Origin of the sequence: Azonexus sp., from assembly GCF_030824335.1 — a bacterium.
GTDB lineage: Bacteria > Pseudomonadota > Gammaproteobacteria > Burkholderiales > Rhodocyclaceae > Azonexus.
The window spans coordinates 55,188-68,128 of sequence record NZ_JAVBXX010000005.1 but is presented as its reverse complement, the minus strand read 5'-3'; the positions used below and the strand labels follow the sequence as shown (position 1 = coordinate 68,128).

The window sequence follows — 12,941 nt, the reverse complement described above, 5'->3', positions numbered from 1 at the left end:
ATTGGCAACATGCGCAAGCATACCGCCTTCCCGCTCAGGAGAACATCACTTGCCCTGTTTCATCTGCTCGATACCCTTGCGCAGCATTTGATCCAGCTCGGAACCCGCTTCGACTTGCGGCAGCAGCGCTTCCCAGTGGGCTATCGCCGTTTTGCTATCGCCGGATTCCATCGCGGCTGCGCCGGCCAGGAACAGGCTGTGCGCGTGTTTTGGATCGAGTTTCAGTGCTTTGGCGATCAATTCTCGCGACTTCCCGGTTAAACCCTTGCCGCTGGCCATGGCGATGGTTTCTGCATAGCTGGCCAATAGTTCCGGATCGTTGTCGATGACCGACTCGGCCTTGGCGTAAGCGTCGACGGAATCGCTATAACGTCCCATCATCTTGTAGGAGCGGGCCAGCATCAGCCAGCCATTGAGATCATCGGGGTTGTTCTTCATGCGCTCGGCCAGTTTGGCCACCATGCCTTCGATATCGGCAGCCGTCATCTGCTTCTGCGGTGTCGTCGCTACCGGGTCCAGCGCCCGGGGATTGCCGAGCAAGGCGTAGGCGCCAACTGCAAGTATCGGCAAGACAAGCAGCAGGATGATGGCGGTTGGACGACTGGTCGACGTGCTTGGCGGTTGGGTGGTGTTGGCGTTGAGCTCAGCGCTGGTTTCGACTTCGTCCAGCAAGCGCCGTTGCAATTCGTTCTTCGCCTGTGCGAAATCAGCCTCAAGCAGCGTGCCATCGCTCCGGTCCCGCTCGAGATCGGCCAGTTGATCACGGAAAATGGCCAAGTTGGTGGCTTTCCGGTCGGCTCCGGATGCCTGGCGGCGTTTGCCGAACCACAGCGGCGGCAAAATGAATGCGGCTACGGTGACGATGAGCAGGATGGCGTAAATCGCGAACTGGGTCATTTTTGGTCGACTTCCTTGAGCAGCGACTGGGCGCGCTGGGCTTCCTCGGCGGAGAGGGGCTTGTCGTTGGCTGCCACCTGGATGCCGCGGCGTTTCAGATAACTGCGCATGGCGATGATGCCGACCAACAGGAGCATCAGGGGGCCACCCCAGAGCAGCAAGGTGATGGCTTTGACGGGTGGTCGGTAGAGCACGAAATCGCCGTAGCGGGTCACCATGAAGTCGAGGATGTCGGCATCCGAGCGCCCGTCACGGATCATGCCGCGAATTTCACGGCGCAGATCGACCGCCAGTTCGGCGTTCGAATCAGCAATCGTCTCGTTCTGGCAAACCAGGCAGCGCAGCTCTTTGGATAGTGCTTGCAGGCGCTTTTCGGCAACCGGGTCTTCGGCCAGCGCCGCTTCATTGGCGGCTGAAGCAAATACTGCGGTCGACAGCAGGCTGAGGGCAAAAAACAATACGCGGGCGAAGATCATTTGTTCAGCTCCGCGACCAGCGGCAGGATTTTGTCGCTGAGGATTTGCGGCGAGATCGGCCCGGTGTGTTTCATCCGGATGATCCCGGCCTTGTCGATGACGTAAGTTTCCGGCACGCCATAAACCCCGTAGTCGATGCCGACGCGTCCATCGATGTCCATAACAGTAAGCTGGTAGGGGTCACCGTGTTCGCTCAGCCAGCCATTTGCGCGTTGCAGGGCCAATGGCACTTCCTGATCGGGGGCGATGCGACGCATGTCGATGCTGCCGTCGCCGCGCAGTTCCTTGTAGTTGAGGCCGACGATCGGCGTGCCGCTGCCACGGCGCGAGAAGTCGACCAGCACCGGGTGTTCCTGACGGCAGGAGACGCACCACGAGGCCCAGACGTTGAGCAGCCAGACCTTGCCCTTCATGTCTTCGGGACTCATGGTCTGGCCTTCCTTACCCAGCACCGCCAGTTTGAACGCCGGTGCGGGTTTGCCGACCAGTGGTGAGGGCACTTCGCGCGGGTTCAGATTCAGTCCGACGGCGAGCAGAATAACCAGCGCGGCAAAGGCGCCCAATATCCAGTAATAACGATTCATGCTTGCGCTCCGGCCGGTGTGATGGCCTCATCTTTGGGGTTTTTACGCCGATTCCGGTAGCGCCGGTCGAGCATGGCCAGCAAGCCGCCAAGTGCCATCAACACGCTGCCGCCCCAGATCCAGTCAACGAAAGGCTTGTAATAAACCCGTACGGCCCAGTCGCCTTCCGGCTGGTCCGGGTTGATCGGTTCGCCGAGCGAAACATAAACATCGCGCAACAGGCCGGCATCAATGGCGGCTTCGGTCATCGGCATGGTCGAGGAGAAATAGTTGCGTTTTTCCGGATTCAGCTTGCGCAGAAACTTGCCGTTCATGGCTAGATCGAATTCGCCTTGGGCGGCCTGGTAATTCGGCCCCTTGACCGCCTTGACGCCGTTGAACGTAAAGCTGTAGCCGGCAACCTCCACGGTGTCGCCCGGCCCCATCTTGATGTCTTTCTCCTGCTGGTAGCTGGAGACCATGGTGACACCGACGACAAATACCGCGATACCGATGTGGGCGAGATGCATGCCGGCAAAACTGGCCGGCTGATCAAGCGCGGCAGCGATGAAGCTGCGGCCGGCACGGGTGTGATTGGTTCGCTGGATGAAGTTGAGTCCGGCAGCCAGTGATATCCAGGCGGCGAGCAGGATGCCGATTGCGGTCAACAGCTTGAATTTGCCATAAATGAGCGGCACGGCGATGGCGACAACGAGTGCGGCGACGAAGGCCCAGCGCAGGGTACGAACAATTTCTGCCACCGAGGCTTCCTTCCAGCGGGCGAAAGGTGCGACGGCCATCAGGAAAAGAATCGGCAACATGACCGGGACGAACACCGCATCGAAATACGGTGGGCCGACGGAAATCTTGCCAACGCCAAGCGCATCGATCAGCAGTGGGTACAGTGTGCCGAGCAGCACGGTGGCACAGGAAACCACCAGCAATACATTGTTGGTCAGCAGCAGCGATTCGCGGGAAACCAGACCGAAACGCCCGCCCAGTCCGACTGACGGCGCGCGCCAAGCAAACAGCGCGAGCGATGAGCCAATCACCGCGACGAGGAAAATCAGGATGAAGATGCCGCGGGTCGGATCAGTGGCGAAGGCGTGCACCGAGGTCAATACACCGGAGCGGACGAGGAAGGTACCGAGCAGCGACAACGAGAACGCCGAGATCGCCAGCAGCACGGTCCAGTTCTTGAAGCTGCCGCGCTTTTCCGTGGCGGCCAGCGAATGGATCAGTGCGGTGCCGACCAGCCAGGGCATGAAGGAAGCGTTTTCGACCGGATCCCAGAACCACCAGCCACCCCAGCCCAGCTCGTAATAAGCCCACCACGAGCCCATCGCTATGCCCAAGGTCAGGAAACACCAGGCCGCCGTGGTCCACGGCCGCGACCAGCGGGCCCAGGCGGCATCAAGCTTGCCGGAAAGCAGCGCGGCAATGGCGAAGGCGAAGGCGACCGAAAAACCGACGTAGCCCATGTAGAGCAGCGGCGGATGAATGATCAGGCCGGGGTCCTGCAGCAACGGATTCAGATCGCGCCCTTCGGCCGCACCCGGCAAAAGACGCTGGAAGGGATTGGACGTGAACAGGATGAACAGCAGGAAGCCGAAAGAGACCAGTCCCAGCGTACCAAGGACGCGGGCCAGCATGGTTTCCGGCAGATGGCCGGAGAACAGCCGGACAGCCAGTGCCCACCAGGACATCATCAGCATCCACAGCAGCAGCGAACCTTCGTGGCCACCCCAGACGGCGGCCATGCGGTATTCGGTTGGCAGCAGCGTGTTCGAGTGCTGGGCGACATATACGACGGAAAAGTCGTTGGCGATGAACGCCCAAGTCAGGCAGGCAAAGGAAAAGGTGACGAGCAGTGCGAATGCGGTGGTGGCCGGCCGGGCCAGTGCAATCCATGGCTGGCGTCCGGTATGAGCACCGATCAGCGGCAAGGTGCCGAGCAGCAGCGCAGTCAGTGCGGCGAGAATGAGGGCGAAATGACCAATTTCAGGAATCATGCTCAGTAACTCGCTTTCGGTTGTGCGGGTGCTGCGGGTGTGGCTGGAGCGCCGGCAGGTGTGGCAGCGGGTGTGGCAGCAATGCCGGCTTTATCATTCTGCTTCTGGACACCACGTTCATGGGCATCGTTCAACGCCTTTGCAGCTTCTGGCGGCATGTAGTTCTCATCATGCTTGGCCAGCACTTCGCTGGCCTTGATCGTGCCATCGGGCATCAGCTTGCCCTGGGCCACGGCGCCTTTGCCTTCCATGAACAGGTCGGGCAGGATGCCGACATAATCGACGAAGACATCGGTTTCCGAATCGGTAATGATGAAGCGGATCGTCACGCCGTCGGCCTGGCGCTGGATGCTGCCTTCCTTGACCAGCCCGCCGATACGGAACAGTTTGTCCTGCGGTGCCTTGCCGGCGACGACGTCGGTCGGCGATATGTAAAGGGCGATGTTGCTGTTCAGGGCATTCAGCACGAGGGCGGCGATGATGCCGATCAGTGCGACGGCGCCAGCGATCAGGGCGAGTTTCTTATGGCGTGACTTCATGCTTCGTGACTCCGGGACTCTGCGCGCAACTGGCGCTTCAGGCGGGTAATGGTGGTCTTGCGTTGGCGCGCGACGGCAATCGGTTCAATGATCATGACCAGCGCGGTCAGGCCGAAAGAGCCCCAGACGTACAGTCCATAGCCACCCATGGCGAGAAAATCGCCAAAACTGTTCCAGTAAATCATTTGCTAACGCCCTCCAGCTCGGCCTTGACCCAGTCGGTATGGCGTTCGCGTTCGAGGATCAGCGTGCGGACCCGCGTCAGGGCCACAGCAATCGAATACATCCAGAAAGCCAGTGCCATTAGCAACATGCCCCACAGCATGACTTCGGCCATCGCCGATTTGGTCAGGTTGACGCTGGAGCCTTGATGCAGCGTGTTCCACCATTTCACCGAGAAATAGATGATCGGGATGTTCACCACGCCGACCAGCAACAGAATGCCGCCGGCCTTGTCGGCACGCCGTGCATCGTCGATTGCTGCGGTCAACGCCATGTAACCGATATAAAGGAAAAGCAGGATCAGTTCCGAGGTCAGGCGGGCGTCCCACACCCACCAGGTACCCCACATCGGTTTGCCCCATAGCGCGCCGGTCCATAGCGACAGGAAGGCCATCAGCGCGCCGGTCGGGGCCAGTGCCTGCGCCATCATGCCGGACAGCCGGGTATTGAAGGCCAGGCCGATGGCGGCCCAGAAGGCCATGATCAGGTAGATGAACATGCTCATCCAGGAGGTCGGGACGTGGATGAAGATGATCCGGTAACCCTCGCCCTGCTGGAAATCGGTCGGTGCGACGAGCATGCCGATATACAGGCCGGCCAGGCCGAACAGCACGGCGGCAGCGATGAACCAGGGAATCATCTTGCCGGCCAGCGGATAAAAGATGGCGGGCGAGGCGAAGCGATAAAAGCTGAAGCGGGATAAATTGAAGCGGTCGTTCATTCGAGGGCGATCTTCAAGGCCGCAGCCGACGCCCAGGGGGCGAAACCGATTGCAGCAAAAGTCATTGCAATGAGCAGTGAAAGATGTCCTTCCCCCCCGAGACCGGACACCGTCGCATCAACTGCGCCAGCGCCGAATATTAGCACCGGAATGTAGAGCGGGAGAACCAGCAGGGACAAAAGAACACCGCCGCCACGGACGCCTAGCGTCAAGGCAGCACCAATGGCACCAATGCCGGACAGGGCCGGCGTGCCAAGCAGGATGGCACCGGTCAATACGAGCAGTGCATCGCCCGAGAGGTCGAACTGGATGCCGAGGATGGGGGCGATCAGGGCCAGCGGCAGGCCTGAAACCAGCCAGTGAGCGATTACTTTGCCGGTGACGATCAGACCGAGCGGATTGGGCGACAGGGCCAGTTGTTCGAGCGTGCCGTCACGGTGATCGTCGGCAAACATGCGCGGCAGCGAGAGCATCGTGGCGAGCAAGGCCGCCACCCACAGCACGCCGGGCGCCAATTGACGCAGCAGGTCCGGTTCCGGGCCGATGCCGAGCGGGAACAGGCTGACCACGATGACGAAAAAGAACAGTGCCGAGACAATATCGGCTTGGCGACGCATGGCCAGCTTCAGGTCGCGGGCGATGACGGAAAAGACGATATTTAGCATCCCCGGCGCCTCAACCGATCCGTAATTCGCGAACGGTGCCGGCCGGGATGGCAACCAGTTGATGGGTGGTCATGACGGCCATGCCGCCGCGCTGCAGGTGGCCGGAAATGATGCCGGCCAGCCAGTCGACCGCAGCAACGTCGAGGGCGACGAAGGGTTCATCGAGTATCCACAGCGGGCGCCGGTCAACGACCAAGCGGGCCAGCGCGACACGGCGTTTCTGGCCCTGCGACAGATATTTGCAGGCCAGGTCTTCCCGGCCAGCCAGACCGACCTGCTCCAGCGCATCGATTGCATCGTCTTCGCAGAGTGTGAGTCCGGCCAGGCGGGCGGCGGACAGCAGGTTTTCCAGCGGCGTCAGGTCTTCCTTGATGGCGTTCAAGTGGCCGAGGTAGCAGAGATCGGCGCGAAACGCCTCGCCCGCTTCATCGATCAGCTCGCCCCGCCAGCGGATTTCGCCGTTTTCCGGCGGCAGCAGTCCGATCAGCATGCGCAACAGGCTGGTTTTCCCGGCGCCATTGCGGCCTTGCAGGTAGAGCAGTTCCCCCGCTTCCAGACGAAAGCCGAGGCCTGCGAACAGGCGGCGCTCGCCGCGCACGCATTCCAGATTGTCAGCTTCCAGCATGGGAGAAAACCCGGTTGAGTCAGGCGCAAATTATGGACGCGCAAGTGTACCGGCAGATTGAGGTGAATCAAACAAGAAAAAAACGGGGACCGCAGCCCCCGAATTGGCGCTAAGTGAGTTGCTTTACTTGAACGGCGTCGGACGCGGGGTAGCGTCGGTAGACGGCGGCAGGATGGGCAACTGGAAGTTTGGTTGATCGCCGGTCAGGGTTTTCAGGAAGGCGACGACCTTGGCGTTTTCATCCTTGGTGAACTTCTTGCCCAATTGCAGACGGCCCATGATGTCGACGGCTTCGGTCAGCGTGTTGGCTGCACCGTCGTGGAAGTACGGATAGGTCATTTCCACATTGCGCAGCGTCGGTACCTTGAAGTTGAAGCGGTCGGCATCCTTGCCCGTCACATCGGCTCGACCGCCTGCCGTGGCCTTGGTCTTGTACGGCTCGACGACGCCCATCTTCTGGAACGAGTTGCCGCCAACGGCTTCGCCGTTATGGCAGGCAACGCAGCCGCTATCCTTGAACAGCTTGTAGCCGGCTTGCTCTTCTGCGGTCAACGCATCCTTTTTACCCAAAAGCCATTGGTCGAAACGTGAATTCGGCGTCACCAGAGTCTTTTCGAATTCGGCAATGGCCAGCGTCACTTCTTCGATGCTGATCTTGTCCTTGCCGAAGACTTGCTTGAATTCGCGGACGTAACCCGGGATCGATTCAAGTACGTTGACTGCCAGTGTGTGGGTGAAACCCATTTCGCCCGGGTTGGCGATCGGGCCGCCAGCCTGGGCTTTGAGGTCGGACGCACGGCCATCCCAGAACTGGGCGACGTTGAGGCTGGAGTTGAGCACAGTCGGTGCGTTGATCGGGCCTTGTTGCCACTTGTCGCCGATCGAGGTCGGAATATTGTCGGTGCCGCCCATCGAGAGGTTGTGACAGGAGTTGCAGGAGATGAAGCCGGACTTGGACAAGCGGGGATCGAAGTACAGCTTCTTGCCCAGTTCAACCATGCCGAGGTTGATGTTGGCTGCCGGTTTGATCGGCTGAATCGGTTCGTCAGCGGCCTGGACGGCGCTATGAATGGTGAAGCCAGCGAGTAGCGCGATGGCGGTGGAAAGGACGGTACGTTTCATATTGAATCTCCCTCTTTGTAAAAACGGTCAGCCCATTCTCCCCTTGGTCTCTATGCTAGACTTGATCCAAGTCAATGATTTTCATGGCTTTTGGCTATAGTGACTATAGGTAACCCCTATAGTTGAAGGGGCCATTTGAGCCTGGTATTCGAGGAGAAAGCATGACCTTGACCGAGTTGCGCTACATCGTGGCGCTTGCCCAGGAAAAGAATTTCAGCCGTGCTGCCGAACGCTGTTCAGTCAGTCAGCCCACGCTGAGTGTGGCTATCGCTCGTCTTGAGGATGAATTGGGTGTGCAGTTGTTCGAGCGCGGCAAGGGCTTTGTCAGTCCCAGCCTGGTTGGTGCAAAAGTGGTGGAGCAGGCGCAGCACGCGCTCGACGAGGCCGAAAAAGTCCGCCAGATCGCCCAGCGCGGGCGTGATCAACTGGATGGCACCTTGCGTCTTGGGGTAATTCACACCATAGGTCCATATTTGCTGCCGCAGTTGATCCATTCACTGAAACGCGTGGCGCCGAACATGCCTTTGGTCATCGAGGAAAACATGACGGCCAATCTGGCTGAAATGCTGCGCGACAACGATCTTGATGTGGCCATCCTGGCATTGCCGTTCGATTTGCCTGGGGTACTGACCCGTCCTTTGTACGATGAAGTATTCAAGGTGGTAGTGCCCAGCGGACATCCTTGGGAAACCCGCGAGGCCATCGCGCCGGAGGATGTAGCAGGGGATGAGGTTTTATTGTTGAAGGCGGGTAACTGTTTCCGCGATCAGGTGCTTGGTGCCTGTCCACAGGTCAGCAGTCCCGAAACCGATATTCGTCTCGGCCATTCGATTGGCACCATACGTTGCATGGTGGCTTCCGGGCTGGGGGTTTCGGTTTTGCCGGACGGTGCATTGCAGCACCCTTACCGTAACGACATGATCAGCGTCATCCCGTTTACCCCGCCCGAGCCGTCGCGCCGAGTCGCACTGGCCTGGCGCAGCTGTTTTGTGCGACCCAAGGCGATTGATGCGCTGTTGTCCGCCGTGCGCGGTCTGAACTCGCCGGCTTACCGTTTGCTGGCCTGAGTCCCGATCAGGATTTCGGCCTGTAACTGCTGTAACAAATCGGCGAGTTGCAGGCTGGTTTCGTGCAATGCCGGCCAGTGTTCGGTGTGTGCTTCACGCAGTTCGCTCTGGTGTTGCGCAGACATTTGCCGGGCGATATGGTGCAGCCGGAGGTGAACGTCTTCGATCATCTGGAAGGCGGGAATGTCACCGTAGCGTTTGGCTCCCGCGCCGTGATACCAGCGTCCGAAGCCGCAAGCCTTGTCGTCAAGTTCCGGCATCGGGGAATTCGATGTGTCGTCGCCCATGTATTTTTCCAGGGCCTTCATCCAGCGGCGATGGTCGACTTCGGCGATCAGCATCGGGAGGTCCTCGCGTGACCATTCAAAGGCCGAAGCGGCGCCCCACAGCTCGTCGGGCCGGAATGCTGCAATCCAGTCGGGGAGTTCGGCTGCCGGCATGGGGCGGGCAATGCCGTAGCCCTGCGCCAAGTCGCAGCCGAGCAGTAGCAAGACCAGTCCGTGTTCGACGGTCTCGACGCCTTCGGCAATCACTTGGCGCTTGAACGCACGGGTCAGGCCGATGACCCCTTCGACGATGGCCAGATCTTCCGGATCGTCGAGCATGTCGCGAACAAATGATTGATCGATCTTCAGCATCTCGGCGGGTAGGCGACGGAAATAGGTCAGCGATGAATAGCCCGTTCCGAAATCATCCAGAGCGAAGCTGACGCCGAGTTGCCGGCATTCGCCAAACAGATCGGCGACGCCGGCAATATCGTCGATGGCTGCCGTTTCCAGCACTTCGAGTGCCAGCCGTTCGGGGCGGACGTCGGGGTGGGCAGCCAGGTGTCTGGCCAGTTCCCGGGCAAAGCCGGGGTGTTGCAGGTGCTCGCCAGCGATGTTGATGCTCAGTTCAAGGTCTATGCCGGCTGCGGCCCATTCGGATAACTGATCCAGCGCCGTCCGGATCACCCAGTCGCCCAGTTCGATGGCCAGTTCATTACCTTCGGTTGCCGGCAGGAATTCTGCTGGTGGCAGCAAGCCACGCTCCGGGTGTTGCCAGCGGATCAGGGCTTCGGCGCCAATCACCCGCCCTTGTCGCATATCGACCTTGGGTTGGTGGTAAAGCACGAATTCCCCAGCCAGCAAACCTTCGTGGATGCGCGTGACTTCGTCACGCCGACGGCGGGCCCGGCGGTCGTTTTCCGGGTCGAACAGGTGATGCCGATTGCGTCCCGCCTGCTTGGCAATGTACATCGCCTGGTCTGCATGCCGCAGCAGGGTGTCGGCATCCGAGCCGTCCTGCGGATATAGTGTGACGCCGATACTGGCCGAAATCAGCACTTCATGATCGGCAATGATGAATGCTTGTGTCAGTGCGGACGAGATACGCTTGACTGCTTGGTCGCATTCATGGATGTCAACCAGGCCGGACAGCAGCAGGACGAATTCATCGCCACCCAATCGAGCCACCGTATCGTCACCGCGGACGCAACTTTTGAGTCGCTGCGCAACCTCGATCAACAGGCGGTCTCCAGCGGCATGGCCGTAGTTGTCATTGACCGGTTTGAATTCGTCGAGATCAAGGTAGCAAACGGCGAGCATGCGCCGATGCCGACTGGCATGCGCCATGGCCAGTTGCAAACGGTCGGCGAGCAGCATGCGATTGGGCAGTTGGGTCAGCGCATCGAAGTGGGCAAGGTGTTCCAAGCGTTGCTGGTGTTCCTTGATCAGGGTGATATCGGAAAATATGGCAACGTAGTGCGTGATGGTTTGTGTCGAATTGCGTACGGCCGAGATCGTCAGCAATTCAACGAAAATCTCTCCGGATTTCTTGCGATTCCATACTTCTCCGCGCCAGTAACTATCTTCATAAATGGCCCGCCACATTTCACGGTAAAAATTTTTATCGTGATGACCCGAGTTGAGCAGGTCGGCGTTACGGCCAATTGCCTCGGTGCGGCTGAAGCCGGTCAGCTCAGTGAACGTTGGATTGACTTCGATGATGCGGCCTTGGACATCAGTGATCATGATGCCTTCATGAGCATTGGCAAAGACGCTGGCGGCGAGTTGCTGTTTTTCTTCGCTGGCGACCCGCTCGCTGATGTCCTGGGAGATATGGATCAGCGCCGGTTCGCCATTCCACCAACCTCGGCGTAGACGGGTTTCGACCGCCAGGCTGCTGCCATCGAGGCGCAGGATGGGGAGCAGGGAACTACTGGTGTCTCCAGCCTGCATGTCGCGCATCGCCGTAGCGGCCATTTCTCGACAATTTTCCGGGTGGACCGCAGAAATCGCTTGCCCGACGAGTTTGCCGGCCGGATAGCCAAGGAGGTTGTTGACCGCTCGGTTGTGATGCAGGATGCGGCCTGTTTCATCCAGGATGAAAATGAAATCCTGCAGCGCATCGAACAGGCCGCTCAGATTTTCGCGTGACTGATGGGCGGCTGCCTGAGCCGTCTGGCGCGCCAGGGCCAGGGCGAAATGGCGGGCCATGTTTTGTACCGCCAAGCAGGTCGATTCGGGAATCTGCTTGGTCCGTTGGCTACCCAGTGTGATGCATGCCACGGCACGCCCTTCTACAACGAGGGGCAGCACGATTAACGAGTGAAGGTCTTTGGCGAACCGGTCTACGCTCAGCGTATTGGCACATCCGCCACATTGTTTGGCGCAGTTGCTGTTACTGCAGGCGATCCGGCAGTCCCGAATACATGCTGACAGCCGGTCATCGGGTGGGTAATGGTCAAGTCTTTTGGCATATTCTGGCGAAAATCCCTGTTCGACCAGCAGTTCGTAGCCGCCATCCCTGGTTTGCCAGTGGATGCAGCCTGCGTTGAATTCCGGGTAGCGCAGCGCTATTTCGAGCATGGTGCAGAGCAGGCTGTGCCGGTCGCTGTCGCTGGCCAATGCAGTCGACAGGTCGCGCTCAATGACCAGGCGCCGTTCTTCAGCGCGCTGTTCGCTGATATCGCTTGCCGTCATGAGAATCGCAGGCTGACCAAAATAGGCGGTTCCAGAGAGTTGCAAATGCATCAGCAGCAGGTGACCGTGACGATTGCGTCCCCAGAATTCGATGGCCTGCGGCCGGCCAGCGAGCGCTGTCGCGATGGCGAGTTGCAGTGCGCCAGGATCGTTCATGTCGGGGGCGGCGAGAAAATCCGGGTTTGTCCCGATCAGTTCGGTGCGCTCGTGTTGTGTCAGGCGTTCGGCAGCCGGATTCGCATCAAGAATGCGCCCATCGGCATCAACAACAAACAATGCGTCGTCCAGCGCTTCGAACAAACCGTGAAACGTTGCCTCGCCGGATTGCACCGCTGCGGCCTGACGATGTTGCAGAATCAGCAGTGAGGCGACCTGACTGGCCTGGTGCAGCGAGGCACGCAAGCTATCGGGAAAGTCGCCGGGGTGGGCGCAGTAGGCGGAAAATGTACCAAGCAGTTCGTCGCCGGGCCCGAGCAAGGGTTCGGCCCAGCCGGAAGTGATACCGGCCAGGCGGGCGAATTCACGGTAAGGTTCGCCTGCCGGATCAGTAAAAAGATTTTCCAGGCAGGCCTCGCCCCGGCGATAGGCTGCGGTGCCGGAGATGCCGGTCTGATCGGCAATTGGTATGTTGCAAAGTATGGCGCGGGCGGCTTCGGGCAGGTTGGGTGCTGCAGCAACGCTGAGCGTATCGGCAGCGGCGAGCAGAATGGCGCATTTGACGTTGCTGGCTTCATGTTCGGCTGATAGCACGATCAGTTCGAGCAGGTTTTCCAAGCGTTCGCCGCGCAACAAGCCGGCCAGTGCTGCATTACGGATGACTAAAGCTTCATCGTGACGAGTTTGCCGATTCTGCGTAGCTTTGTTTACGTCATCTCCCACTTCTGCTGGCATCGTATCGGAGGTGATAGGTGAGGCGGGCGATAGCGTGGGGTCGGAAATATGGCGCATGTGGGCTATTTTAGTGGTGGCCGGAGAAAATCTGTTGATTAATCGCTAGCGTATTATTTGACTGGAGTTTTTGCTGATTTTGCGAATAATTCAGCGATTCGTTGCAGCAACAGGAGTGAAT

12 protein-coding genes are annotated in these 12,941 nt (G+C 59.5%); 1 reads left to right on the top strand and 11 read right to left on the bottom strand.

The annotated features are described in order from the left end of the window. Positions 1 to 45: 45 nt before the first annotated feature. The 10 genes from ccmI to RCI20_RS01985 all read right to left on the bottom strand — a co-directional run bounded on the left by ccmI (position 46) and on the right by RCI20_RS01985 (position 7,842). A complete protein-coding gene (gene ccmI / locus RCI20_RS02030; protein ID WP_306602833.1) occupies positions 46 to 897 on the bottom strand; it encodes a c-type cytochrome biogenesis protein CcmI in 852 nt (283 codons plus the stop codon). Beyond that, positions 894 to 1,373, bottom strand: coding sequence for a cytochrome c-type biogenesis protein (locus RCI20_RS02025; RefSeq protein WP_306602832.1), 480 nt, complete (start codon positions 1,371 to 1,373; stop codon positions 894 to 896). Before RCI20_RS02025 ends, ccmI begins: the two co-directional genes overlap by 4 nt. Beyond that, positions 1,370 to 1,957 carry a DsbE family thiol:disulfide interchange protein gene (locus tag RCI20_RS02020; RefSeq protein ID WP_306602831.1) on the bottom strand — a complete coding sequence of 196 codons (588 nt, stop codon included), beginning with the start codon at positions 1,955 to 1,957 and terminating at the stop codon, positions 1,370 to 1,372. Before RCI20_RS02020 ends, RCI20_RS02025 begins: the two co-directional genes overlap by 4 nt. Further along, positions 1,954 to 3,948 (bottom strand): heme lyase CcmF/NrfE family subunit, encoded by a 1,995-nt coding sequence (locus RCI20_RS02015; protein WP_306602830.1) that lies wholly within the window; start codon positions 3,946 to 3,948, stop codon positions 1,954 to 1,956. The genes RCI20_RS02020 and RCI20_RS02015 overlap by 4 nt, the downstream gene beginning before the upstream one ends. Before the next feature lie 2 nt (positions 3,949 to 3,950). Next, positions 3,951 to 4,487: a cytochrome c maturation protein CcmE gene (ccmE, locus tag RCI20_RS02010; protein ID WP_306602829.1), complete on the bottom strand. Its 537-nt coding sequence runs from the start codon at positions 4,485 to 4,487 to the stop codon at positions 3,951 to 3,953. Then, positions 4,484 to 4,672: a heme exporter protein CcmD gene (ccmD, locus tag RCI20_RS02005; RefSeq protein WP_306602828.1), complete on the bottom strand. Its 189-nt coding sequence runs from the start codon at positions 4,670 to 4,672 to the stop codon at positions 4,484 to 4,486. The genes ccmE and ccmD overlap by 4 nt, the downstream gene beginning before the upstream one ends. Continuing rightward, positions 4,669 to 5,430, bottom strand: coding sequence for a heme ABC transporter permease CcmC (ccmC, locus tag RCI20_RS02000; RefSeq protein ID WP_306602827.1), 762 nt, complete (start codon positions 5,428 to 5,430; stop codon positions 4,669 to 4,671). Before ccmC ends, ccmD begins: the two co-directional genes overlap by 4 nt. Continuing rightward, positions 5,427 to 6,095: a heme exporter protein CcmB gene (gene ccmB / locus RCI20_RS01995; protein ID WP_306602826.1), complete on the bottom strand. Its 669-nt coding sequence runs from the start codon at positions 6,093 to 6,095 to the stop codon at positions 5,427 to 5,429. The genes ccmC and ccmB overlap by 4 nt, the downstream gene beginning before the upstream one ends. 10 nt (positions 6,096 to 6,105) lie before the next feature. Next, positions 6,106 to 6,720: a cytochrome c biogenesis heme-transporting ATPase CcmA gene (ccmA, locus tag RCI20_RS01990; protein ID WP_306602825.1), complete on the bottom strand. Its 615-nt coding sequence runs from the start codon at positions 6,718 to 6,720 to the stop codon at positions 6,106 to 6,108. 123 nt (positions 6,721 to 6,843) lie between these two features. After that, entirely contained in the window at positions 6,844 to 7,842 is a 999-nt protein-coding gene (locus RCI20_RS01985) for a cytochrome-c peroxidase (RefSeq protein WP_306602824.1), read from the bottom strand. A 161-nt stretch (positions 7,843 to 8,003) separates the two neighbouring features. On the opposite strand from RCI20_RS01985, the gene RCI20_RS01980 reads away from it, so the two are divergent. Beyond that, positions 8,004 to 8,909, top strand: a complete 906-nt coding sequence (locus RCI20_RS01980; RefSeq protein WP_306602823.1) for a hydrogen peroxide-inducible genes activator — start codon at positions 8,004 to 8,006, stop codon at positions 8,907 to 8,909. Here the strand turns inward: RCI20_RS01980 and RCI20_RS01975 are convergent. Continuing rightward, on the bottom strand, positions 8,891 to 12,820 hold the full coding sequence (locus tag RCI20_RS01975) for an EAL domain-containing protein (RefSeq protein ID WP_306602822.1): 3,930 nt from the start codon (positions 12,818 to 12,820) through the stop codon (positions 8,891 to 8,893). The genes RCI20_RS01980 and RCI20_RS01975 overlap by 19 nt on opposite strands. Between the last annotated feature and the right edge of the window lie 121 nt (positions 12,821 to 12,941).